The organism is Sphingomonas naphthae (genome assembly GCF_028607085.1).
Classification (GTDB): domain Bacteria; phylum Pseudomonadota; class Alphaproteobacteria; order Sphingomonadales; family Sphingomonadaceae; genus Sphingomonas_Q; species Sphingomonas_Q naphthae.
In genome coordinates this window covers 1495144-1518907 of sequence record NZ_CP117411.1, presented here as the reverse complement: position 1 = coordinate 1518907, position 23764 = coordinate 1495144, and the positions used below count along the sequence as shown (strand labels likewise).

At 69.5% G+C, this 23764-nt stretch carries 25 protein-coding genes and 1 tRNA gene; 7 read left to right on the top strand and 19 right to left on the bottom strand.

Annotation, left to right across the window (positions count from 1 at the left end):
* Positions 1 to 21: 21 nt before the first annotated feature.
* Both PQ455_RS07105 and PQ455_RS07100 read left to right on the top strand, forming a co-directional pair.
* Positions 22 to 98, top strand: a tRNA-Pro gene (locus PQ455_RS07105).
* A 108-nt stretch (positions 99 to 206) separates the two neighbouring features.
* Positions 207 to 1487 carry an MFS transporter gene (locus PQ455_RS07100; RefSeq protein WP_273690453.1) on the top strand — a complete coding sequence of 427 codons (1281 nt, stop codon included), beginning with the start codon at positions 207 to 209 and terminating at the stop codon, positions 1485 to 1487.
* A 124-nt stretch (positions 1488 to 1611) separates the two neighbouring features.
* Here PQ455_RS07100 and PQ455_RS07095 read toward each other — a convergent pair whose 3' ends face one another.
* From PQ455_RS07095 to PQ455_RS07045, 11 genes are all read right to left on the bottom strand, one after another.
* On the bottom strand, positions 1612 to 1764 hold the full coding sequence (locus PQ455_RS07095) for a hypothetical protein (protein WP_273690452.1): 153 nt from the start codon (positions 1762 to 1764) through the stop codon (positions 1612 to 1614).
* A gap of 26 nt (positions 1765 to 1790) precedes the next feature.
* Positions 1791 to 2222 (bottom strand): winged helix-turn-helix domain-containing protein, encoded by a 432-nt coding sequence (locus tag PQ455_RS07090; protein WP_273690450.1) that lies wholly within the window; start codon positions 2220 to 2222, stop codon positions 1791 to 1793.
* A 51-nt stretch (positions 2223 to 2273) separates the two neighbouring features.
* On the bottom strand, positions 2274 to 3203 hold the full coding sequence (locus PQ455_RS07085) for a transposase (protein ID WP_273690448.1): 930 nt from the start codon (positions 3201 to 3203) through the stop codon (positions 2274 to 2276).
* Positions 3191 to 4144, bottom strand: a complete 954-nt coding sequence (locus PQ455_RS07080) for a HEAT repeat domain-containing protein (protein WP_273690447.1) — start codon at positions 4142 to 4144, stop codon at positions 3191 to 3193. The genes PQ455_RS07085 and PQ455_RS07080 overlap by 13 nt, the downstream gene beginning before the upstream one ends.
* On the bottom strand, positions 4141 to 4299 hold the full coding sequence (locus PQ455_RS07075) for a hypothetical protein (protein ID WP_273690446.1): 159 nt from the start codon (positions 4297 to 4299) through the stop codon (positions 4141 to 4143). Before PQ455_RS07075 ends, PQ455_RS07080 begins: the two co-directional genes overlap by 4 nt.
* 91 nt (positions 4300 to 4390) lie before the next feature.
* Positions 4391 to 4585, bottom strand: coding sequence for a hypothetical protein (locus PQ455_RS07070; protein WP_273690444.1), 195 nt, complete (start codon positions 4583 to 4585; stop codon positions 4391 to 4393).
* An 84-nt stretch (positions 4586 to 4669) separates the two neighbouring features.
* Positions 4670 to 5113: a molybdenum cofactor biosynthesis protein MoaE gene (locus tag PQ455_RS07065; RefSeq protein WP_273690442.1), complete on the bottom strand. Its 444-nt coding sequence runs from the start codon at positions 5111 to 5113 to the stop codon at positions 4670 to 4672.
* A complete protein-coding gene (locus PQ455_RS07060) occupies positions 5110 to 5367 on the bottom strand; it encodes a MoaD/ThiS family protein (RefSeq protein ID WP_273690440.1) in 258 nt (85 codons plus the stop codon). Before PQ455_RS07060 ends, PQ455_RS07065 begins: the two co-directional genes overlap by 4 nt.
* A gap of 7 nt (positions 5368 to 5374) precedes the next feature.
* Complete coding sequence (pgsA, locus tag PQ455_RS07055; protein ID WP_273690438.1) at positions 5375 to 5944, bottom strand: CDP-diacylglycerol--glycerol-3-phosphate 3-phosphatidyltransferase; 570 nt, start codon at positions 5942 to 5944, stop codon at positions 5375 to 5377.
* 54 nt (positions 5945 to 5998) lie between these two features.
* A complete protein-coding gene (locus PQ455_RS07050) occupies positions 5999 to 6409 on the bottom strand; it encodes a response regulator (RefSeq protein WP_273690436.1) in 411 nt (136 codons plus the stop codon).
* Positions 6410 to 6482: 73 nt separating this feature from the next.
* Positions 6483 to 7043, bottom strand: coding sequence for a DedA family protein (locus PQ455_RS07045; protein ID WP_273690434.1), 561 nt, complete (start codon positions 7041 to 7043; stop codon positions 6483 to 6485).
* Positions 7044 to 7483: 440 nt separating this feature from the next.
* Between PQ455_RS07045 and PQ455_RS07040 the strand changes: the two genes are divergently transcribed.
* Positions 7484 to 9064, top strand: a complete 1581-nt coding sequence (locus tag PQ455_RS07040) for a ribonuclease J (RefSeq protein WP_273691289.1) — start codon at positions 7484 to 7486, stop codon at positions 9062 to 9064.
* A 6-nt stretch (positions 9065 to 9070) separates the two neighbouring features.
* Complete coding sequence (locus PQ455_RS07035) at positions 9071 to 9343, top strand: DUF1467 family protein (RefSeq protein WP_273690432.1); 273 nt, start codon at positions 9071 to 9073, stop codon at positions 9341 to 9343.
* A gap of 155 nt (positions 9344 to 9498) precedes the next feature.
* Here the strand turns inward: PQ455_RS07035 and PQ455_RS07030 are convergent, their stop codons facing one another.
* Entirely contained in the window at positions 9499 to 10389 is an 891-nt protein-coding gene (locus PQ455_RS07030; protein ID WP_273690430.1) for an ROK family protein, read from the bottom strand.
* Positions 10390 to 10452: 63 nt separating this feature from the next.
* On the opposite strand from PQ455_RS07030, the gene PQ455_RS07025 reads away from it, so the two are divergent.
* On the top strand, positions 10453 to 11607 hold the full coding sequence (locus tag PQ455_RS07025) for a glycosyltransferase family 4 protein (protein WP_273690428.1): 1155 nt from the start codon (positions 10453 to 10455) through the stop codon (positions 11605 to 11607).
* Between the two features lie 45 nt (positions 11608 to 11652).
* Here the strand turns inward: PQ455_RS07025 and sppA are convergent, their stop codons facing one another.
* Entirely contained in the window at positions 11653 to 13527 is a 1875-nt protein-coding gene (sppA, locus tag PQ455_RS07020; RefSeq protein ID WP_273690427.1) for a signal peptide peptidase SppA, read from the bottom strand.
* A 334-nt stretch (positions 13528 to 13861) separates the two neighbouring features.
* On the opposite strand from sppA, the gene groES reads away from it, so the two are divergent.
* Entirely contained in the window at positions 13862 to 14149 is a 288-nt protein-coding gene (groES, locus tag PQ455_RS07015; protein WP_273690425.1) for a co-chaperone GroES, read from the top strand.
* 98 nt (positions 14150 to 14247) lie between these two features.
* Positions 14248 to 15897, top strand: coding sequence for a chaperonin GroEL (gene groL, locus PQ455_RS07010; RefSeq protein ID WP_273690423.1), 1650 nt, complete (start codon positions 14248 to 14250; stop codon positions 15895 to 15897).
* An 83-nt stretch (positions 15898 to 15980) separates the two neighbouring features.
* Here the strand turns inward: groL and PQ455_RS07005 are convergent, their stop codons facing one another.
* From PQ455_RS07005 to PQ455_RS06980, 6 genes are read right to left on the bottom strand one after another with little or no spacing between them, the layout of a single operon-like run.
* Positions 15981 to 16955 carry a DUF2891 domain-containing protein gene (locus tag PQ455_RS07005; protein WP_273690422.1) on the bottom strand — a complete coding sequence of 325 codons (975 nt, stop codon included), beginning with the start codon at positions 16953 to 16955 and terminating at the stop codon, positions 15981 to 15983.
* Positions 16952 to 17890, bottom strand: a complete 939-nt coding sequence (locus PQ455_RS07000; RefSeq protein ID WP_273690421.1) for a DUF979 domain-containing protein — start codon at positions 17888 to 17890, stop codon at positions 16952 to 16954. Before PQ455_RS07000 ends, PQ455_RS07005 begins: the two co-directional genes overlap by 4 nt.
* A complete protein-coding gene (locus PQ455_RS06995; protein ID WP_273690420.1) occupies positions 17887 to 18552 on the bottom strand; it encodes a DUF969 domain-containing protein in 666 nt (221 codons plus the stop codon). Before PQ455_RS06995 ends, PQ455_RS07000 begins: the two co-directional genes overlap by 4 nt.
* Complete coding sequence (locus PQ455_RS06990; RefSeq protein WP_273690419.1) at positions 18549 to 22088, bottom strand: hydantoinase B/oxoprolinase family protein; 3540 nt, start codon at positions 22086 to 22088, stop codon at positions 18549 to 18551. The genes PQ455_RS06995 and PQ455_RS06990 overlap by 4 nt, the downstream gene beginning before the upstream one ends.
* Positions 22085 to 22378, bottom strand: coding sequence for a (2Fe-2S) ferredoxin domain-containing protein (locus tag PQ455_RS06985; RefSeq protein ID WP_273690417.1), 294 nt, complete (start codon positions 22376 to 22378; stop codon positions 22085 to 22087). The genes PQ455_RS06990 and PQ455_RS06985 overlap by 4 nt, the downstream gene beginning before the upstream one ends.
* On the bottom strand, positions 22375 to 23700 hold the full coding sequence (locus PQ455_RS06980) for a M20/M25/M40 family metallo-hydrolase (RefSeq protein ID WP_273690415.1): 1326 nt from the start codon (positions 23698 to 23700) through the stop codon (positions 22375 to 22377). Before PQ455_RS06980 ends, PQ455_RS06985 begins: the two co-directional genes overlap by 4 nt.
* Positions 23701 to 23764 lie beyond the last annotated feature (64 nt).

Here is a 23764-nt window from a genome sequence, read left to right as displayed (position 1 = left end):
CCTAGAGGGCCGGGCCTTGGTCGGGGCGTAGCGCAGCCTGGTAGCGCATCAGACTGGGGGTCTGGGGGTCGCAGGTTCGAATCCTGTCGCCCCGACCAATTTCCCCTCCTATCGTCGGACGAGACGGCCGCGATCCCGGCAGGGGTGGCGTCGTTGTCGATTCGGGGCCAGACCGGCTCCGGGGATGGGGGGATGAGGATATGAGCGTGGCAACGGCCACTCCGCGGCGCGACACCGCGCGCGTGCTGATCGCGAGCCTGGTAGGTACGGCGGTCGAATTCTACGACTTCTATATCTACGCCACCGCCGCCAGCCTGGTGTTCGGCCCGCTCTTCTTCCCGGCGACTTCCCCCTCGGCGCAGTTGCTGTCGTCCTTCGCCTCGATCGGCCTGGCCTTCGTCGCGCGGCCGGTGGGCGCGGCCTTCTTCGGCCATTTCGGCGACCGCATCGGGCGCAAGTCCACGCTGGTCGCCTCGCTGATGCTGATGGGCGCCTCCACCTTCCTGATCGCCTTCCTGCCGACCTATGCGATGGTCGGCTGGGTGGCGACCTTGCTGCTGTGCATCCTGCGCTTCGGCCAGGGCTTTGGCCTGGGCGGCGAATGGGGCGGCGCGGCGCTGCTGGCGGTGGAGAATGCCCCGCCGGGCTGGGAAGGGCGCTTCGGCATGGTGCCGCAATTGGGCGCGCCGGTCGGCTTCATCGCCGCCAACGGCCTGTTCCTGATCCTCGGCCTGGCGCTCACCCCCGATCAGTTCCGCGACTGGGGCTGGCGCCTGCCCTTCCTCGCCAGCGCGCTGCTCGTCGGCCTCGGCCTGTGGGTGCGGCTGAAGCTCACCGAAACCCCCGCCTTCGCCGCCGCGATGGAGAAGGAAGCGCCGCCGTCGGTGCCGCTCGGCACGTTGCTCACGTCGCATCTGGTGCCCACTTTGATCGGCACGCTCGTCGCCATCGCCTGCTTCGCCATCTATTACGTCGCGACCGCCTTCGCGCTCGGCTACGGCACCACGACGCTCGGCATCGATCGCGAGACGTTCCTTGGCGTCCAGCTGGTCGCGATCCTGTTCATGGCCGTCGGCATCTGCGTCGCCGGCTGGGCATCGGACAAGACCAGCACCGCCAAGGTGCTGACCGGCGGCTGCCTTGGCGCCGTGATCGTGGCGCTCGGCATGGCGCCGCTGATGGAGAGCGGCAGCATCGCGGGCGTCTTCGTCTTCCTGTCGCTGGCGCTGCTGTGCATGGGCTTCTGCTACGGCCCGCTCGGCGCCTATCTGCCGAGCCTGTTCCCGGCGCGGGTGCGGTATACGGGCGCGTCGCTCACCTTCAACGTCGGTGGCATCCTCGGCGGTGGCTTGACCCCGGTGATCGCCAAGATGCTGGCCGACGAGGGCGGCGGCCTGATGCCGGTGGGGATCTACCTCGCCTGCGCGAGCGCGATCAGCCTGGTCGTGCTGCTGTTCACGCTGCGGCGGAAACCGATCACGGGGTGAGCCCCGCCAATTACGCAACGTGCTCCTGCGCAGGCAGGAGCCCAGGGTGTCGGAGCGCACCGATTGCGCCCCTAGGCTCCTGCTTTCGCAGGAGCTCGGCAGTTACAGGCGACTACGGAGCGGCTCAGCGCGCGGGCTTGCCCTTCGACTCGTCCTTTTCCTGCTTCAACGCCGCGCCCGGATCGGGCCTCGGATTTTTCGACGGCTCCCCCGTGCGGGCATCCATGTTGACGCCGTCGATGTCGGAATGGGGCGGGGTTTCGGGCGGTTTGGCCATGTCGGGCTCCTGATGGGGTTCAGGGCCTACAGCGCATCGGCGCCGCCACCGTTCCCCCGCATCAGCCGATAGCGCCCCTCGACGCACTCGATCGCGCCCCGCCCGATCCGCGCGCGCAGCCGCGCCACATGCACCGCGACGATATTGGTGCCCGGATCGAACCCCAGCCCCCACACGGCGCGGATCAGCTCCATCCGGTCGCGCCCGGCCTCCCCCGCCCGGTGCAGTTCGGCGAGCAACGCCCATTCCAGCCGCGTCAGCCGCAGCCGCTTCCCGCCGACGAAGGCCAGACCGGTCGAGAGATCGACGACGGCGTCGCCCAACCGCAACCGACCGATCGCGCGCACCTCGACCAGCGCCTCGGCATCCTCGGGCGCCACGACGACGAGCCCGGCACGCCTAAGCGCATCCGCGATCCGCCCGGCCAGCGGCCCGTCACCCTGCACCGCCACGCGCATGGCGCGCCTGATGCCGCTTGATCCCGATCAAGGCCGGCCCAGCCCTGCCCGTTACGGAGCAGCCTTTCGCCGCCACGCCGCGCCTTGCTCGATCTGCCCCAGCCGATGCCGCGCCATACCGGACACGAACGGATCACTGGCCCGCGTAGCCCGCGCGTAAATATCGACGGTCGCGTCGAAATCCGCCGCAGCGCCCGCCAAAGCCTCGATACATCCAAAACGGATACGTTGGCTGGGGTGCCCCTTCGCGAAGCGGTCGAGCAGATCCATTCCCTCCGCGCCGCCCAGCGCCGGCAACAGCGCCACCAGTCCCTCTGCCGCCTGCGCGCTGACGATGCCGTCCACCGTGCCCGTCTCAACATCGAAGCGATATTGATCGCGCCAGCCCTGCCCCGGCGCCTGCTGCATCAGGTTGAGCGACACCGACACGCTATCCGGCGGATGCTGCGAATGGACGTCCCGATGCGCGCGGTAGAGCAGGATGCGCCCCGGCGAGAGCCTCGACCGCTCGACGAAGCGCAGCCCCGCCGGTTCACCGGTGAAGCCCGCCACCGCGCCATGGTCATAATCCCAATAGTCGCTCCAATAACCCGGCCCGAAATACCCGACGGTCAGGAAGGAGAAATTGTGGTCGTGCGGCACGCCGTAGAAGAACGGGCGCGGGCCGCTGGCGCGCATCGCCGCCTCGTGCGCGGCGGGCCAGATGTTGGCGCGGACGAACCAGCCGTCGCCGCGATGGAGCATGACGACCTGCGCGCCATAAGGATTGCTCGCCCCCTGCCCCGCCCCGTCGCGGGTCAGAAGATCGACCAGCCTGTCACCGAGGAAGGCGCGGTCGGCGCCCAACTGGCCGAGCGCCGGCCCGAGGCTCGCGAAACTGTCCTCGCAGCGCGGATCGAAACCGGCGCGCTCCACCTCGCCCAGAAACGTATCGAGGTCGATCGCCGGCGACGCCTCGGCCGGGGCGATCACGCGCGGCATAGATGCTCCCGCGTGGCGGCGGCGGCGCGGCGCACGTCGGGCTGCGGATCGCGTTCCGCCATCCGATCGATCAGCGGGGCGGCGGCGGCCGGATCGAGCGCGGCCAATGCCCGCACCGCCTGCCACCGCACGAAGAAACGATCGTCCTCCGCCTGCGCCGCCAGCACCGGCACCGCGTCGCGCCGCCCCTGCGCCACCAGCAACGACTGGATCAGCAACGTCCGCGAGGCCGCGTTGTCGGTCGCGTTCATCGAAAGGAAACGGTGGGTCACCGCATCATATTCGACCAGCAACGGCCCGCCCGCGCCGCGAACCGTCGCCTGCAACAGCAGGATATCGGAGGATGCGCTTTCAATCACATAGCTGCGGCAGGTGCCATCGATCGTGAGGCGCTGGCCAGCGCTGAGCGCCACCTCACCGTCGCGGCGACAGGGTTGCGCGGTGGCCGGATCGAAATCCGGCCCGGCGGGATCGGCCGACCACAAGGAGATCGTCGCCCCACCCGGCTCGATCACGCGCAGCATCGTCGTATCGCCCGAAAAGCCGATCGCCCGCCGCCCGAGATCGGCGGTCTTGAGCGCGGCGAGGCGGACCAGCGGGATCGCCGTCAGCGCCAGCGCGACGCCGGGTTCCTCGATCAGAAACAGGCCGTTATGCGCACGCCCTTCGATCGGGCGGAAGGGCGGCTCGAAAAAGGGATCGGCCGCCATCGCCCGCGCCAGCATCGCCACCGCGTCGCGCGCCCATTGCAGGTCCGCCAGCAACGGCTCGACCGCCGCCATGCGCGCGGCGGGGCCATCGGCGGCGGCGAGGCGCGCGCGCAACCCCGCTACCGCCGGATGCGTCGCCCAGTCCCGCCGAAGGGCTTGCGCGGCATCCCGGCTGGCGGCCTGCGCCGCATCGTCGGCCAGCCACCGCGCAAGCCCCTCGGTCGCGATCATTCGCCGTTGTCGGCCTGGAAGACGGCGATGGCGATGATGATCCCGAAGCAGGCATCCCCGCCGACCTCGACATGCCGCATCTGGCCCGCGACACCGACCGGCGTGGCGAGATCGGGCAGTGATTCCAGTGCGATGCGATTGGTATTTGCGTCCATGTGCCCACCCCTTGCTTGAGACAGGGCAGGCTTAGGAAGCGGGGGTCGGCGGGGGAAATTACGTTAATGTAACTGGACGGCGTTCTGGCTGTCAGCCGCGCTTGCGGCGCTCCAGGCCAAGGAGCGCGCGGAGAAAGGAGCGGCGGCGGTGGCGCGGGGCGCCGACCGGGCGGATCACCTTGCGGCTGCCATCGCCAAACACGCTGACGATCACGCCGCGCCGCCATTCGCACGAAATGGCGTCCTGGAGGTTGGTGATGGGGAGATCGTGCGGGGGCGTTTCCATGCGCGGCGGTGTAGCGCCGGGGGGTTAGCAAATCGCTAAAGGGGAACGGTAATTAATCCTCCCCCGCCAGGGGGAGGATTAATTTCAGCCCCAGCGGCTTTCCGCCGCCGCATCCTCGGCCCTCGGCTCCACCCAGCGCACCGTGCCGTCGGCGAAGGTCTCGCGTTTCCAGAAGGGCGCGCGGGTCTTGAGCCAGTCGATCAGGAAGGCGCAGGCGTCGAGCGCGGCGGCGCGGTGGCGGGCGGTGGTGGCGACGAAGACGATGCGATCGCCGGGCACCAAGGGGCCGTGACGGTGGATCACCGTCAGCCCCAGCAGCGGCCAGCGGGCCAGCGCGTCGTCGGCGATGGCCTTCATGGTGCGCGCGGTCATGCCGGGGTGATGTTCCAGCAGCAATTCGGTGAGGCCACCATCGCCGCGCACGATGCCGGTAAAGCTCGCCACGCCGCCGCCGCCCAGCGCCTCGAGCCGGGCCAGTTCGGCGCCGGGATCGAAGGTCTCGGGCTGGACGCGGACGTCGAGGCTCATCCGCCCGTCACCGGCGGGAAGATCGCGACTTCCCGCGCGCCCGCGATCGGCGCGTCGAGCGGGGCGAACAGGCCGTCCACCGCCGCGCGCAACCGGCCCGGGTTGGCGAACGCCTCGGCATAGCCGCCGCCGCGCGCCGCCAGCCAGCCGACCAGATCGGCGACCGTCAGCACGTCGGCGGGCGGATCGGCGCGCTCGCCGTCGCGGCCGATACTCTCGCGCACCCAGGCGAAATAGAGGAGGTCGAGCGCCACCGGCCGCTCAATCCATATGCTTCAGGCCGACCCGCAGATAATCCCAGCCGGTCAGCAAGGTCAGCACCGCCGCCGCCCACAGCGAGAAGATGCCGATGAAGCCGACCCACGGGAATTGCGGCACCGCGCCACCCAATATGATGCCGCCCAGCGAGATGAGCTGGAAGGTGGTCTTCCACTTGGCGAGCTGGCTGACCGGGATCGAGACGCTGAGGCCGGCGAGAAACTCGCGCAGGCCCGACACCGCGATCTCGCGCAGCAGGATCACGAGCGCCGCGACCACGTTCCACCCGGAAATCAGCGGCTCACGAGTTATGGCGCTGTCGAACGCGACCAGCATCACGATGACGGCGGCGACCATGATCTTGTCGGCGATGGGATCGAGGAAGATGCCGAGCCGCGACACCGCCCCCTGCGCGCGCGCCAGATAGCCGTCGAAATAATCGGTCACGCCCATCAGCACATACAGACCGAAGGCGAGCGCGTAATCGAACCAGCCGGGGTGCCACAGCAGGAAGACGAGAATCGGCACCGCGAAAATGCGCGACAATGTCAGGATGTTGGGCAGGGTCAGCACGGTGGGATCGTGATACAGCCGCGCCGCGCGGCGGCAAGGGCGATCCGGCCGCGATCAGGCGAAAATCGCATCCTTGCGCAGGCGTGGCTTCATGGCCGCCGCCTTCTTCACCAGCTTGACGAGGCCGGCGGCGTTCAGCCCCACCTCGCGCTTGGCGAAGCAGGCGATGGCGCCGCGCGTGGCGGCCTGCCTGACGGCCTCGTCCTCGGGCTCGGCCGAGGGGGTGATGGCGATGACGGGCACGGGCCATTCGGCCATCAGCCGATCGAGCAGGGCGAAACCCTCCTCGCGCGTGCCGTCGATCGTGACGACATCGGGGCGGACGCGGCGGATGAAGGCATAGGTCTCGGCGGTGTCATCGACCACGCCGACCACCTCCAGCCCACGCTCGTCGCCGAGCATGTGGCCGAGCATGGCGCGCATGGTCACCGAATCATCGACGATACAGACCCGAACCTTGCGCACGCCGTCGCGCTCTCCTCTGGAGGCCCCATGCCTTCCGATACGAACATCCTTAACGACAAAGGCTTACGAAACCTTACCGCCGCCTTCGCTGTATCAGAAGATGGATCGCAAAGCCGCCCCCGACAAGCGCCAGCACGCCGACGCCGACCGCCCACAGCGGCACATGCCGCCCGCCGAACCATCGCTCCAGCCCCTTGCCGAAACTGTAGCCGAGGATGGTGAACAGGGGCGCCCAGATCGCCGCCGCGATCAGATTGAGCGCGAGGAAGCGCCGCGCCGGGATCCGTGTCGTCCCGATCGCCACGGGGCTGACGATGCGCAGGCCATAGAGGAAGCGGAAGGCGAGGATGAAGCCGGTCGGGTGGCGATGGAACACGTCGAGCGCCTTGGCGAAGGCGGCGCGGCGCTGGAGCCGCTGGACCCACGCCATCCCCCGGCAGGTGCGGCCGACCGCGAAGAACATCTGGTCGGCGGCGAACGAGCCCAGAAACGCGGCCAGCATTGCCCCGCCCAGCGGCCAAAGCCCGCGATGCGCGAGCAGCCCGCCCGCGATCACCGCCGTCTCCCCCTCGAACGCGGCCCCCAAAGCGACGGCGGCGAGGCCGTAGTGGGAGAGGAATTGTTCGACGGCCATGGTGGGTGCGATGGCGGATATCGGGGCGGGGGACAATCGGTGATTGGGTCGGGGCAATCCAAAGAAGTCCGCTCATCCCGACCGTAGTCGAGGGATCGCAGGACCGAGCGCAGTCGAGGGCCGTCCCCCGCTTCACGGCATCTCGGCTTCGCTCGATGCCTATGATCCCTCGACTACGCTCGGGATGAACGGAGTAAGGGTAAGGGTGAGGGTGTGGATATGGGCAAGGGACAGCCCCCCGTCCCCGCGATACCCGCACCCCCTGCCCCACCCACACCCTTGCGGCGACGCCGCAAAGGGCTACATGAGACCCCAAACGCGCCAGAGCGGCGCACGCGGCCCCGTGGCCGTCCTCACCTGCCCACATAATCGGAATTTCTGTGACCAAACCCGGCAATGAACTGCTTTTCCTCGCGCTCGGCGGATCGGGCGAGATCGGGATGAACGTCAATCTCTACGGCTGCCAGGGCAAATGGGTGATGGTCGATCTCGGCCTCACCTTCGCCGACCCGACCTATCCCGGCGTCGACCTGATCCTGCCGGACCTGACCTTCATCGAGAAGAACAAGAAGGATCTGCTCGGCATCGTGCTGACCCACGGGCATGAGGATCATATCGGCGCGATCCCCTATCTCGCCGCAGATCTGGGCGTGCCGCTGTACGCCACGCCCTTCACCGCCGGCCTCATCCGCGGCAAGCTGGAGGAGGAGGGCATCACCAAGCAGGTGAAGCTCAACATCATCCCCAACGACAGCAGCTTCCAGCTCGGGCCGTTCGGCTTCACCTATATGCCGCTGGCCCACTCGATCCCCGAGGGCAACGCCCTGCTGATCGAGACGCCCTACGGCAAGATCTTCCACACCGGCGACTGGAAGCTGGACGACGAGCCCCTGCTCGGCACGCCCTCCACCGCCGAGGAACTGAGCGCGGTCGGCGACGATGGCGTGCTGGCGCTGGTGTGCGATTCGACCAACGTGTTCAACGACAGCGCCTCGGGCTCCGAAGCGGCCGTGCGCGAGGGCCTGGACGCGGTGATCCGCGAGGCGACCGGCCGCGTGCTGGTCACCACCTTCGCCTCCAACGCGGCGCGGGTGCAGACGCTGGGCGGGGTCGCGCGCGACACCAACCGCCAGCTGTGCGTCGCGGGCCGCTCGCTCGACCGCATCATCAAGGTGGCCAAGGCCGCCGGCTATCTCCAGGACTTCCCGCCCACGATCGATTTCGACGCGGCGATGCGCCTGCCCCCGCGCGACGTGATGATTATCGCCACCGGCGGCCAGGGCGAGGCCCGCGCCGCGCTCGCCCGCGTCGCGTTCGACAGCCACCAGATCAAGCTGTCGAAGGGCGACACGGTCGTCTTCTCATCCAAGCAGATCCCCGGCAACGAGATCGCCATCGGCCGCATCCAGAACAAGCTGGCCGAAAAGGGCATCAACATGGTCACGGACCGGCAGGCCCATGTCCATGTCTCGGGCCACCCCGGCCGCCCGGAGCTGGAACTGATGTACAAGTGGATCCGGCCGGAGATCATCCTGCCCGTCCATGGCGAGATGCGCCACATGGCCGAACAGGCGCGCTTCGCCGCCGAATGTGGCGTGCCCAAGGGCATCGTCCAGCAGAACGGCGACCTGCTGCGCCTCGCGCCCGACGGCCCCAAGAAGATCGGCAACGAGCGGGTCGGCCGGCTGGTGCTGGATGGCGATGTGATCCTGCCGGCGGACGGCTCGACCCTCAACGAGCGGCGGCGCATCTCCAATTACGGTGTCATCACGGTCACCGTGGCGATCGACGGACGCAAGCGGCTGGTGGGTGAGCCCGCCATCTCGATCCAGGGCATCCCCGTGGAAGAGGATCGCGACGACTTCCTCGACGACGCCCGCGACGCCGCCGCCGAAGCCACCCGCGACGGCGCGCGTGACGAGAACAAGCTGCGCGAGACCATCCGCCTCGCCGTGCGCCGCCGCGCGGTGGAGTGGACCGGCAAGAAGCCGGTGGTGGACGTCTCCTTCATCCGGGTCTGACGGGCGATGCGCTTCAGCTCGATCATCGCGATCTACGCGTTGTTCTGGTCGATCAGCTTCTTCGTGGTGCTGCCGTTCCGCCTGAAGCGGAAGGGCGTCGTCGACGTCCACGTCCCCGGCCAGGCCGACGGCGCCCCCCCGGCGTTCAGCTTCGCGCGGACGTGCCTGTGGACCACGATCGTGGCGGCGGTGCTCTTCGCGCTCTACTACGCCAATTACGTCAACGGCTGGATCGACCCGGCCATTTTCGACCTGCACGGCGGCCAGCCGGCGCGTTAACCCTCTATTAGTCTTTCCGGCGCGGTAACGAGCGGTTAGCGTCGCATCCAATATGGATATGACGCCCGATCAGGCAGCCGAACGGCTGACGCTCCGCGAGGGGCTGCGTCTGTTTGCGAGCGCCTGGGCAGCGGGGTTCGTTTTCTTCCTGATCGTCATCGGCTGATGCCCGCCGCCCCGATCAGATAGGCCCCCACCAGCCCCGGCGCCTCGGCGCAGCCCGGCGGCACGATCAGCGCCGCGCGCGCGTCCGCCCCGGCGTAGCGCGCCACGTAGCCGCCGAGCCAATGGCCCGTCCGCTCGCGGATCGCGGGGAACAGGCGGGTCTGGGTCATCACGCCACCGCCCAGCACGATCCGGTCGGGCGCCACCGTCAGCACGAGCACCGCGCAGAGCTGGCCGAGATAGTCGGCCTGCACGGCCCAGGCGGGATGATCGGCGGGCAGTTCGTCCAGCGATGCGCCCCACGCCGCCTTGATCGCGGGGCCGTTGGCCAGCCCCTCCAGACAATCGCCATGGTAGGGGCAGCCGCCCGCATAGGGATGATCGGGATGGCGACGGAGCGAGAGGTGCCCCGCCTCGGCATGGCCGCCGGCGTGACGGATCGCGCCGTCCAGCGCGACGCCCACGCCGATGCCGGTGCCGACGGTGACATAGGCCAGCGTCCGCGCACCCTGCCCCGCCCCCATCCGCGCCTCGGCCAGCGCCGCCGCGTTCACATCGGTATCGATCGCCGCCGGCACGCCCAGCGCGCTCCGCAGCCGGCCGAGCAGATCGACATTCTGCCAGCCGGGCTTGGGCGTGGTGGTGATGTGGCCGTAGGCGGGCGAGGCCGGATCGAGATCGACCGGGCCGAAGCTGGCGATGCCGAGCGCGTCGATGGCCCCATGCCGTGCCGCCGCATCGCGGAAAAAGCCGGTCGCTTCGGCCAGCGTCTTATCCGGATCGCGCGTGTCGATCCGCGCGGTTTCCAGCGATCCGCCCTCGGCGGAGCCCAGCCCGCAGACGAATTTGGTGCCGCCCGCCTCGATCGCCGCAATCCGCATCGCTCTCTCCGCACCGCAAAACCATACATGGCGTTTTCAGGCGCGCTGGATTAGGCGCGCGCCATGGACGTTTCGGACCTGCGCCTGGCTCTCTTTTCGGGCAACTATAATTATGTGCGTGACGGCGCCAATCAGGCGCTCAACCGGCTGGTGCGCTACCTGCTGAACAATGGCGCGAAAGTGCGCATCTATTCGCCCAAGACGGATACGCCGGCGTTCGTGTCGGCGGGCAAGGTGGTGGGCGTGCCGGCGATCCCGCTGCCGGGCCGCGCCGAATATCGCGCGCCGATCGGCATCCCGCGCCGCGTGATTCGCGATATCGCGGAATTCGACCCGACGATCTTCCACGTCGCCAGCCCCGAACTGCTCGGCCACCGCGCCGTCTCGCTCGCGCGCAAGCGCGGCGTGCCGGTGGTGGCGTCGGTCCACACCCGCTTCGAGACCTATCCGCGCTATTACGGCTTCGCCTTCATGGAGCCTCTGGTCGAGGCGGTGCTGCGCCGTTTCTATCGCCGCTGCGACGCGATCTTCGCGCCGTCGGAATCGATGGCGCAATTGCTGCGCGATCAGCGGATGAATTTCGATGTCGGCATCTGGTCACGCGGGGTGGATCGCGACGACATCTTCACGCCCGAGCGGCGCGACCTCGACTGGCGGCGCATCCACGGGATCGAGGACGAGGAGCCGGTGATCGCCTTCATCGGCCGGCTGGTGATGGAAAAGGGGCTCGACGTGTTTTCGGACGCGATCGACCAGCTTCAGCGCCGCAAGGTGGGCCACCGCGTGGTCGTGATCGGCGACGGGCCGGCGCGCGAATGGTTCGAGAAGCGGCTGCCGCAGGCGATCTTCACCGGCTTCCAGAAGGGCGAGGATCTCGCCCGCGCGGTCGCCTCGTGCGACATGCTGTTCAACCCCTCGGTCACCGAGACGTTCGGCAACGTCACCCTGGAGGCGATGGCGTGCGGCCTGCCGGTGGTGGCCGCACGGGCGACGGGCAGTTCCAATCTGGTGCGCGAGGGCGTCAACGGCCGCCTGCTGACGCCGGGCGCCATCACCGCCTTCGCAGACGCGCTGGCCTTTTACTGCCGCCACCCCGATTCGCGCCGCGCGGCGGGCGAGGCCGGGCGCAAGGCGAGCGAGCGCTACGGCTGGGATCGGGTGAATCAGGAGCTGGTCGATAGCTACCTGCGCGTCGCGCGGCAGCGCGGGCGGGGGTAAGGCGCCGCCGTGCTCCTGCGGAAGCAGGAGCAGGAGCACGGCACATTACAGCCCCAGCTTCGCCATCAGCAGCGCCGCCCAGCCCGCGTCGCGCGGTGAGGCCGCCACCCGTGCCCCGCCGCATTCCAGACAACGCGCCTGGATCGCCGGGCCTGCCGCGATCTGGCGGGCCTCGCCGATGGCCTGCGCCAGCAGCGCATCCGGGCGGCCGGCCATGCGGGTGAAGGCATCCGACGATCCGCCGTCGCGCGAGGGGGCCAGCAGGTCGCGGACGAGCTTCTTGTAGGCGTTAGGCTCGCGCTCGATGAAGCGCGGGCGGACCTTGGCGGGATCGAGCTTCGCGCGGCGGGCGGCGTCGCCGATGGCGTCGTCGAGCGTGCCGAACTGATCGACCAGACCGATCTGGCGCGCGGTGCCGCCGGCCCAGACGCGGCCCTGGCCGATTTCGTCCACCTTCTCCACGGGCAGTTTGCGCGAGGCGGCGACGAGGGCGGTGAAGCGGCGGTAGATATCCTCCACGCCGCGCTGCATCAGCGCGTCGAATTCGGGGCTGGTGCCGTGATAGACGTCGGGCTGGCCCGACAGCGGCGTGGTCTTCACGCCGTCCGCCGAGAGGCCGAGCTTTTCGAGCGAGCCCTGGAAGGTGGGCAGCAGCCCGAACACGCCGATCGATCCGGTGATGGTGGAGGGCGAGGCGAAGATGCGGTCGGCGGGCGTCGACACCCAATAGCCGCCCGAGGCCGCGACCGACCCCATCGAGACCACCACAGGCAGCTTCTGCGCCTTGGCCTCCAAGATGGCCTGGCGGATCTTCTCGCCGCCCGTCACGGCGCCGCCGGGGCTGTCCACGCGGACGACCAGCGCCTTGATGCGCTTCTTGCCGAGTTCCTCCAGCAGCAGGCGCGAGATGGTCTCGCCGCCCGCGCTGCCGGCGGGGGCGCGGCCGTCGCTGATCTCGCCGGCGATGGTGAGCACGCCGATCTGGTCGCCGGTCGATTTCTCCGGGTTGGCCGAAAGCCAGCTGTCGTATTTGATCGAGCGATAGGCGCCGGGAGTCTTGTCGGTCTCGTCCGCGCCCGCCAGTTGCACGACGCGGCGGTTGAAGGCGGTGCGGTCGCCCAGCTTGTCCACCAGACCCGCCTTCAGCGCGGCATCGGCGATGCGCCCGCCCGCCGCGTCGATCGCGGCGCCGGGGGCGGCGGCATAGGCCGCGACATTGGCCTTGGGCCGCGCCTGCTTCACGCCATCGAGCCACGTCGCCCACAGGGCATCGGCCAGCGCCTGATTGGCGGCGCGCGCCTCGGGCGACTGATCGGTGCGGATATAGGGCTCGACCGCCGACTTGAAGGTGCCGACGCGATAGACATGGGTCGTCACGCCGATCTTGTCGAGCAGGCCCTTGTAATAAAGGCGCTGCCCGCCCGGCCCGGCGATGAACACCGCGCCATAGGGATTGAGCCAGATTTCGCTGGCGTGCGACGCGAGCTGATAGCCGTCGTCGACATAGCCGGTGGCATAGGCCAGTACCGGCTTGCCAGCGCGGCGCACCGCATCGAGCGCGTCGGTTGCCTCGCCGATCGTCGCCTGCCCGCCGCCGGAGAAGCGATCGAGATCGAGGACCACCGCCTTCACCCGCGTATCGGTTGCCGCCGCGCGCAGCCCGCGCACCAGATCGCGCAGCTTGTACTCGCGCAGGCCCGGCGCGCCGCCGCTGACCAGTTCGAGCGGATCGACATCGCCCGGCTGCTCGACCAGCGCGCCATCCAGCGCGATCGTCAGCGCGCCGGCGGTGGGCACCTGCGGGGTCGGCCGCACCGACAGCAGCGCGTAGAGCAGCCCGAAGAACAGCAGCATCGCGAGCAGGACGAGCGCGTCCTTGATGCCCACCAGCAGCTTCCAGATGCCGCGCACGACCTTCATGTCCGTCGATCCCCAACCACCGCGGAAAGCGGCTTGAGGCACGTCTAGCGGCTTTCTCGGCGCGAAAGAACAGGCCATATCCGCGCGGCGTCACAGGATTTTCACGGGGGCGTCACGCGGGCGACACGGCGGCGTCACGGGCGTGCGACAGGCTGGGATCGTCGCACCGCAAAGCGCGCCCGCCCTGCCCCGGCATCGCCTTGACAGGCATGCGCACCGGGCACATATGACCGCTGGCACTCGCAAACCGGGAGTGCCAACAGATCACAGGATGGATGGGGGAGGCGGGAAAATCCGGCCGATGCCCTTGTTCGTCAAGCAGAAGGGACATCACATGGGTTTCCGACCGCTGCACGATCGCGTGCTCGTCAAGCGCATCGAGGCCGATACCAAGACGGCCGGTGGGATCATCATCCCCGATTCCGCCAAGGAAAAGCCGCAGGAAGGCGAAGTCGTCGCCGTGGGCTCCGGCACGAAGGCCGAGGACGGCAAGGTCACCCCGCTGGACGTGAAGGCCGGCGACAAGATCCTGTTCGGCAAATGGTCCGGCACCGAGGTGAAGATCGGTGGCGAGGATCTGCTGATCATGAAGGAAAGCGACATCCTGGGGATCGTCGGCTGATCCACTGATCGTCACCCCGGCCGATGCCGGGGTCTCTCGTAACAGCAAGGCCCCGGCGTTCGCCGGGGTGACGCACAAATTCTGAAAGGGTAGCCACCATGGCAGCCAAGGACGTGAAATTCAGCCGTGACGCGCGCGAGCGCATCCTGCGCGGCGTCGACATCCTCGCCGACGCGGTGAAGGTGACGCTCGGCCCCAAGGGCCGCAACGTCGTGATCGAGAAGAGCTTCGGCGCGCCGCGCATCACCAAGGACGGCGTCACCGTCGCCAAGGAGATCGAACTGAAGGATCGGTTCGAGAACATGGGCGCGCAGATGATCCGTGAAGTCGCCAGCAAGGCGAACGACACGGCCGGCGACGGCACCACCACCGCCACCGTTCTGGCGCAGGCGATCGTCCGCGAGGGCATGAAGTCGGTCGCGGCCGGCATGAACCCGATGGACCTGAAGCGCGGCATCGATCTCGCCGTCCTCAAGGTCGTCGAGGACATCAAGGCGCGTTCCAAGCCGGTCGCCGGCACCGCCGAAGTCGCCCAGGTCGGCATCATCTCGGCCAATGGCGACATCGAAGTCGGCCAGAAGATCGCGGAAGCGATGGAGAAGGTGGGCAAGGAAGGCGTCATCACCGTCGAGGAAGCCAAGGGCCTCGATTTCGAGCTGGACGTCGTCGAGGGTATGCAGTTCGATCGCGGCTATCTGTCGCCCTACTTCATCACCAATCCGGAGAAGATGGTCGTCGAGCTCGCCGACCCCTATATCCTGATCCACGAGAAGAAGCTGTCGAACCTCCAGTCGATCCTGCCGATTCTGGAAGCGGTCGTGCAGTCGGGTCGCCCGCTGCTCATCATCGCCGAGGATATCGAGGGTGAGGCGCTCGCCACGCTCGTCGTCAACAAGCTGCGTGGCGGCCTGAAGGTCGCCGCCGTCAAGGCGCCGGGCTTCGGCGATCGCCGCAAGGCGATGCTCGAGGATATCGCGATCCTGACCAAGGGCGAGATGATCTCCGAGGATCTCGGCATCAAGCTCGAGAACGTCACGATCGGCATGCTCGGCACCGCCAAGCGCGTCACCATCGACAAGGACAACACCACCATCGTCGACGGTGCGGGTGACGGCGAGTCGATCAAGGGCCGCGTCGAGGCGGTCCGTCGCCAGATCGAGAACACCACCAGCGATTACGACCGTGAGAAGCTCCAGGAGCGTCTCGCCAAGCTCGCCGGCGGCGTTGCGGTCATCAAGGTCGGTGGTGCCACCGAGGTCGAGGTCAAGGAGCGCAAGGATCGCGTCGACGACGCTCTCCACGCGACCCGCGCGGCCGTGGAAGAGGGCATCGTTCCCGGCGGCGGCACCGCGCTGCTGTACGCGACGAAGGCGCTCGAGGGCCTGAAGGGCGTCAACGACGATCAGACCCGCGGCATCGACATCATCCGCAAGGCGATCACCGCCCCGGTGAAGCAGATCGCGCAGAACGCCGGCCACGACGGCGCGGTCGTCGCGGGCAAGCTGATCGACGGCAACGATCCGACGCTCGGCTTCAACGCCTCGACCGACGTGTACGAGAACCTCGTCGCCGCCGGCGTGATCGACCCGACCAAGGTCGTCCGCACCGCGCTGCAGGACGCGGCCTCGGTCGCCAGCCTGCTCATCACCACCGAGGCCGCCATTTCAGAGGCCCCGGACGACAAGGCCCCCGCCATGGGCGGCGGCATGCCGGGTGGCATGGGCGGTATGGGCGGCATGGACTTCTAAGTCCGACCGACCACCGAACGACGGAACGGGGCCGGGGGAGCAATCCTCCGGCCCTTTTTTGTGCCCCGGCGCAAATGACCTCGTCAGTATGACGACAGCGCCAGCGTCGCGAAGGTGGCGAGCCAATGTTCGCCCATATAATCGCCCGCGACATGGGGCAGCGCGGCCGCCAGATGGCGCTCCGCCACCTCCCCCGCCATCCCCTCCGGCAGCCAGTCCGCCAGCCCCCGCCAGCACCACGCCCGGCTGAGGTTGAGCCCGTCGAGATGCGCGATCTTGCCGTCGGTGCGGTCGCTGACGAAGGCCGGGGTCAGCAGGGTCGCGGGCTGGCCTTCGCCGAGGCGCGGGAGGAAGGCGGCGAACCAGGCCCGCCCCTCGGCCGCGCCCAGCACGCGGCGCATCAGTAGCGCCTCGCACAAGGCGCCCGACAGGAATTCGTCGCCGCCCGGCTCCCACGCCGGGCAATCGCGGTCGGTGGCGTAGTAATCGGTCGCCCGCGACCGGATCAGCGCGGCCAGCGCCGCATCGTGCGTCTCGGCCCAGTCGAGCGCGAGGATCAGGGCGAAGGCGGTGTTGAAATGGGTGCCGGTGCGGATCGGATAGGTCTGTTTCGGCAGGAAGGCGGTGAAGCGATCGGCGAAGGCACGCGCCAGCGGTTCCAGCGCCGCTCCCCAGCCGCGCCCCTCATGCCGCGCCGCCGCGCCATGCAGCGCCAGCGCCCAGGCCCAGCCATAGGGCCGCTCGAACCCGGCCGAGGAGGGCCGGGCGACATAGGCGACCTCCGCCGCGACCTTGTCGGGCGTCAGCATCGTGTCGGCCAGCGCCGCCACCGCCTCTCCGCCCGCCATGTCGGGGAAGCGGTGCAGCAGCGTCAGGATCATCCAATAGCCATGGACGCAGCTATGCCAGTCGAAGCTGCCGAAGAAGATCGGGTGGAGCGCGCGCGGCGTCTCGGCATCGGCGTCGCCGGTCAGCACATGATCCAGCTTGTGCGGATATTCGCGGGTGAGGTGGCCGAGCGCGATGCGCGCGAAGCGGGCGGCGATGTCGGGGGTCATGGAAAGGCGCACCACCAGATGATGAGGATATTGGCCAGCAGCAGCGGCAGCGCGGTGCCCGCCTGCGCGCGGATCACGCCGTGGCGGTCCTTCAGGTCGAGCAGCACCGCCGGCACGATGTTGAAATTGGCCGCCATCGGCGACAGGAGCGTGCCGCAGAAGCCGGCGAGCATCCCCACCGCCGCCACCACCGCCGGATCGCCGCCATGCAGCCGCACCAGGACCGGCAGGCCGACCGCCGCCATCATCACCGGGAAGGCGGCGAAGGCATTGCCCATCACGATCGTGAAGCCCGCCATGCCGAGCGCGAATATGGCGGTCGCGACGAACGTCCCCTCGGCGGGGATCGCGTAGGCCGCCGCTTGCCCGACGACATCGCCGACGCCCGCCAGCGCGAACACCGCGCCCAGCGCCGCCAGCATCTGGGGCATCACCACCGCCCAGCCGACCGCGTCGGTGAGCCTGCGCCCTTCGTCGAGCGGTGCGCGGGCGGGCGGGCGCAGCCACAGCAGGATCGCCCCCAGCGCCAGCAATACGCCGAGCCCGAGCGAGATCAGGGTGATGTTCTTGGCCTCGAACAAGGGCAGGCGCTTGAGCAGCAGGGTGCCGAGCAGCGCCGTCGCGGGGATCACCAGCGCGGGCAGGAACAGGCGGTTGCCGCGCCGCGCGGCGCTGGCCTCCCGTTCGGTGGTGCTCGTCGTCGGCGGATCGGAGCGGCCGGTTAGGCCCAGCCCGGCCAGCGCCACCAGCGCCAGCACGAGGATGCCGTTGCCGAGATCGCCGAACCGGTCGCCGCTCAGGAAGCTCGCCGCCAGCAGCCCCCAGAAGGCGGCCGTGCCCCAGCGCTTCGGATGGCGCGCATCGGCCAGCGTGAACAGCGCATAGGCCGCGAACATCGCGCCCCCCAGCGCATAGAGCCAGGCGAGCGTAATCAACGCTTCAGCCTCCGCCCGAGCCACCACAAGCGCCCCGCGTGGATGACGAAGGCGCAGATCGCCGTCGGGATCGCCCATACCGACAGCTCGAACGGCTGAAGCACGATGCCGTTCTGCTCGAGGAAGCCCTTGATGAGCAGGATCGAGGCGATGGCGAGGAAGATATCCTCGCCGAAGAACAGCCCGACATTGTCGGTCGCCGCCGCATAGGCCCGCACCGTGTCGCGCTTGGCGTCGTCGAGCGGGCCGCCGTCGCGCTCCGCCGCCGCCTCGGCCATCGGTGCCACCAGCGGACGCACCGTCTGCGGATGGCCCGCGACCGAAGTAAGCCCCAGCGCGGCGAGGATCTGGCGGAGCGCGAGATAGGCGATCAGGATGCGTGCCGTCGTCGCCCCACGCAGCCCGGCGATCAGCATCTTCGCCCGCTGTTGCAGCCCGAAGCGCTCGAGCAGGCCGATCACCGGCAGCACGATCCAGATGATCGTCACGTAGCGATTGTCGTTGAACGCCTTGCCGAAGGCGCGGATCGTGCCCTCCAGCCCCAGCCCGCCGGCCAGCCCCGTCGCCAGCGCGGCCGCCATCACCACCAGCAGCGTGTTGAGCCGCAGCATCAGCCCGCCGACGAGCACGACGATGCCGATCAGGACGAGTGCGCCGCTCATTCCGCCACCCCGAAGCCGCCGCCGCCCGGCGTCTCGATCACGAACAGGTCTCCCGGCGCCATCGCGACGGACGCGCAGGAGGCCAGCGCCTCCTCCCGCCCGTCAGCGCGGACCACGCGGTTGACGCCCGGCGCCGCGTCGCCGCCACCCGCGATGCCGGCGGGCGGCACGATCCGGCGGTTGGCGAGGATGCCGGCCTCCATCGGCTCACGAAAGCGGATGTGGCGCTCGACCCCGTCGCCGCCGTGCCAGCGCCCCGCCCCGCCCGAACCGGCGCGGATCGCGAAGCGCTCCAGCAGCACCGGGAAGCGCGTCTCCAATATCTCGGGGTCGGTCAGGCGGCTGTTGGTCATGTGCGTCTGCACCGCGCTCGCCCCGTCATGCCCCGGCCCCGCCCCCGCGCCGCCCGCGATCGTCTCATAATATTGGCGGGTCGCATCGCCGAAGGTGAAATTGTTCATCGTGCCCTGCGAGGGCGCCAGCCGCCCGGTTGCGGCGAACAAGGCATCGGTCACCACCTGGCTGGTCTCGACATTGCCCGCCACCACCGCCGCGCCGGGGCCAGGGCGGAGCATCGATCCCTCCGGCACGATCAGGGTGACAGGCCGCAGGCACCCATCGTTCATCGGGATCGTGTCATCGATCAGGGTGCGCAACACATAGAGCGTCGCGGCGCGGCAGATCGAATAAGGCGCGTTGAAATTGCCAGGATGCTGGCCGGACGTGCCGGTGAAGTCGATCTCGGCCGTGCCCGCCGCGCGATCGACGCTGATCGCCACCTCGATCGCGGCGCCATCGTCCATGCCATAAAGGAAATGCCCATCCTCCAGCCCCGCCAGCAATTGCCGGACGGCGCGGTCGGCATGATCGAGGACATGGCCCATATAGGCATCGACCGTGTCGCGGCCCTGCTCGCTCGCCACCGCCGCCAGCGCGTCGGCGCCGCGCCGGCAGGCGGCGATCTGCGCGGCAAGATCGGCCATGTTGCGATCCGGATCGCGCGCCGGCCATGGGCCGGAGGCGAACAGCGCGCGCGTCTCCGCCTCGCACAGCCGCCCCGTGTCGACGAGCAGGTGGTCGGCGATCAGCACGCCCTCCTCCTCGATCCGGCTGCTGCCGGGCGGCATCGATCCGGGCGCAATCCCGCCGACATCGGCATGATGCCCGCGCGCCGCCACGAACCACGCCGGCTCGGCATCATCGCCCTCCGCGAACACCGGCATGATGACGGTGATGTCGGGCAGATGCGTGCCGCCATGATAAGGGTCGTTGAGCATATAGGCGTCGCCCGGCCGCATCCCCCGCCCGTCGTTCAACCGACCGTCCTCGCCCGGCCCGCGATCGGCGATGATGGTGCGGATACTCTCTCCCATCGATCCCAGATGCACCGGGATATGCGGCGCGTTGGCGATGAGGGCGCCCGTCCGGTCGAACAGCGCGCAAGAGAAATCGAGCCGCTCGCGGATGTTCACCGACGAGGCGGTCGCCTGCAACGCCGTACCCATCTCCTCGGCGATGCTCATGAAAAGATTGGCGAACAGCTCCAGCCGCACCGGATCGACCGATGCCCCCGCCGCCACGGCCGCGCGCGGGGCGATGCGATCGAGCATCAGATTGCCATGGGCGTCCACTGTCGCCCGCCAGCCCGGATCGACGAGCGTGGTGGCGGAGGGATCGACGATCATCGCCGGCCCCTCGGCCGACCAGCCGACCGGCAATCCCGCCCGATCGAACACGCCCGGCGACAGTTCCGCCGCGCCACCAGCGCGCGGCGGCGGCAGGCTGAGCGCTTCCGCCCGGCCGATCGCCTCGACCACCGCCGTCTCGGCGATCAACGCCGCATCCGGCGAAACATAGCCGAAGCGGCGGCGGTGGGCCTCCTCGAAGGCCGCCTGCATGGCCGCCGGGCTGTCGGCCGCCACCTCGATCGCGCTGTCGCTGCCGGCATAGCGCAGCGCCACGCGGCGTACCGTCTCGGGCGCGGCCACGCCCTGCGCCGCCAGTGCCGCCGACGCCTCGGCTGCCAGCAGGTCGAGCGTTTCCGCCACCTGGCGGTCGTCCGGCGCCACGCCCAGCGTCCGCTCCCTCAGCGCGGTCATGTCGGCGAGGCCCATGCCATAGGCCGAGAGGATGCCGGCCAGCGGGTGGATCATCACCCTGCCCATCCCGAGCGCGTCGGCCACCTTGCAGGCATGCTGCCCGCCCGCCCCGCCGAAGCAGACGAGCGTGTAGCGGGTCACGTCATGCCCGCGCTCGACCGAGATCCGGCGAATGGCGCGCGCCATATTGTCGACCGCGATGGCGAGGAAGCCCTCGGCCAGCGCCTCGATCGCCATAGTGCCGCCCATGGCCTCGACGATCTCGGCGAGCCGCGCACGGGCCGCGCCCACGTCGATCGGCTGGTCGCCCATCGGCCCGAACAGTGTAGGGAAATGATCCGGCAGGATGCGGCCGAGCGCGACGTTGCAGTCGGTCACCGTCAGCGGCCCGCCGCGCCGGTAGCAGGCCGGCCCCGGCACCGCCCCGGCGCTCTCCGGCCCGACCCTCAGCCGCGCGCCATCGAAGCGGCAGATCGATCCGCCGCCCGCCGCGACGGTATGGATCTGCAACATCGGCGCCCGCACCCGCACGCCCGCCACCATCGTGTCGCCGGTCCGCTCATAGGCGCCGGCATGATGCGACACGTCGGTCGAGGTGCCGCCCATGTCGAAGCCGATCAGCCTCTCCTCGCCGGACTCGGCGGCGGTGCGCGCCATGCCGACGATGCCGCCCGCCGGGCCGGACAGGATCGCATCCTTGCCGCGAAACGCCGACGCCTCGGTCAGCCCGCCGCTAGATTGCATGAACAACAGCCGCGTCCCCGCGCCCAGCGCCCCCGCCACGCGATCGACATAGCGGCGCAGCACCGGCGACAGATAAGCGTCCACCACCGTCGTGTCGCCCCGCCCGACGAGGCGCACCAGCGGCGCCACCTCATGGCTGATCGAGACCTGCGTGAAGCCGATCTCCCGCGCGATCGCCGCCACCCGCGCCTCATGATCGGTCCAGCGCCAGCCGTGCAGCAGCACGATCGCCAGCGCACGCAGCCCCGCGTCATAGGCCGCCTGCAACCCGGCCCGCGCCGCCGCCTCGTCGAGCGGGCGCAGCACCGTGCCCTCGGCGGTCATCCGCTCGTCGATCTCGATCACGCGCGCATACAAGGGCTCGGGCAGGCGGATATCGCGCGCGAAGATGTCGGGCCGCGCCTGATAGCCGATCCGCAGCGCATCGCCGTGGCCGCGCGTGATCGCCAGCGCCAGCGGTTCGCCGTCGCGCTCCAGCAAGGCGTTGGTGGCGACGGTGGTGCCCATCTTGACCACCGCGACCGGCGCGTCGCCCGCCAGTCGGCGAATGCCCTCCACCGCCGCATCGGCGTAGCGGTCAGGATCTTCGGACAGCAGTTTGGCGGTGACGATCGCGCCCCCAGGGCTCCGCCCGACCACATCGGTGAAGGTGCCGCCACGATCGATAAAGAAGGACCAGCCGGAAGACGTCACGCGGAGGCTTCCCCGATCAGCCCGTCGATCGCCTCGCCCGGCGCCACCACCAGCCAGCGGCCGGGCTGGGCGCTGTCCACCACCGTCACCGCCCGCCTGGGGCACAGCTTCAGGCATTTGACCGGCACCACGCCGAAGCGCGCCTTGCGGCCCTTGCCACCGGCCTGCCGCTTCAGGACGCGCGACAGCCGCTCGTCGCCGTCCGCGCCGAAGCCGGCGTTGCCCAATTTCTTCTCGCACTTGGCGCAGACCAGCAGCACACGGCTCCAGTTCGCCTTGGCCGCCTTCATTTCACCGCGCCGGGCGCCGGCCGGGGGACGACGCCGGCGAAGGTGACGAGGCTTTCCGCGCCGTCCGCCGACAGGGCCGACACGCCGAAGAAATGATCGTCGATGTTGACGTGCGGCAGATCGATCGTGGTGGCGCCGGCGGGCAGGTCGCGGCTGTCGGTCCAGTCGGCCTTGTCGGCCCAGCGCCAGCGCACGCGATAGCCGGCCGCGCCCGGCACCGCGCCCCACGCCACCTTGGTATCGTCGCTGAGCGCACCAGCGATCGTCACCCCCGTCGGTGCGGACGGCGCGGCGGCGAACTGGCGGATCGCGGCGATGTTGAGCGCGGTCACCCTGGCCAGATAGGGGAAGTCGACGAACTCGATCGTGTCGCCATAATGGCGATCGCCCTCGGTGCGGATGCTCTGGTGCTGGCGATCGTAATTCTCGGTCGCCTCGGTGAAGCGCACCGCCGGGAAGCCGGCCTCGAGGAAGGGCAGATGATCGCCGCCGCGCTGGAAGCGATCGGGCCGGCGGATCGCGCGCGCCTCCAGCCCCATCCCCTTCTGCGCGCCCGCGATGCCGACGATCGCCTTGGCCAGCGCGCGCGATGGCCCGTCATCCTCGCCGCCGATCGCGCGCTGCGCTTTGGCCGTCGCGGCGATCTCCGGGGTGGAGCCGATGCCTTCGCTGAACACGCGGACGAGGCTGTCGACATGCTGGCCGCCGATGCCATGGGTGTTGCCGACGATATCATTGTTGAGCACGGCGGCCACCTTCCAGCCGCGTGCCCGGGCGGTGTCGGCGAGGATCCTGCCTCCCCACAGCCCCTGCTCCTCGCCCGAGAGCGCGGCATAGACGATCGTGCCGGCGAGCTTCTCGCGCGACAGGATGCGCGCCGCCTCGACCACCAGCGCCACGCCCGAGGCATCGTCGTTGGCGCCGGCCGCGTCGGAGGTGAAATCCATCACGTCGTTGACGCGGCTGTCGATATGCCCCTGCACGATCACCACCCGATTGGGATCGCCCGCGCCCTTCTGGATGGCGATGACATCCTCGACCCGCACGCCATCGGGCGCGCGCGGGCCGGAGACCGTCTCGCCGATCGTCTCGACCGTCAGGCAGCCGCCGCACGCGTTGCCATAAGCCTCGAACCTTTTCGCCACCCACCGCCTCGCGGCGCCGATGCCGCGCTTCGGATCGGTGGTGGTGGACAAGGTGTGGCGCGTGCCGAACGCAACGAGCCCGGCGACGGTGGCCTTGAGTTCGGCGGGGTCGGGCTTCGGCGCGGGCGCGGCGGCGGTGAGCGCGAGGGCGGAGGCGGCGAGGAGGGCGATCTTCATGGCGCGTATCGTGGGGGGATGGGGTCAAGGTGGCAAGGGGCTGCTTCCTGATCCTCCCCCGCCA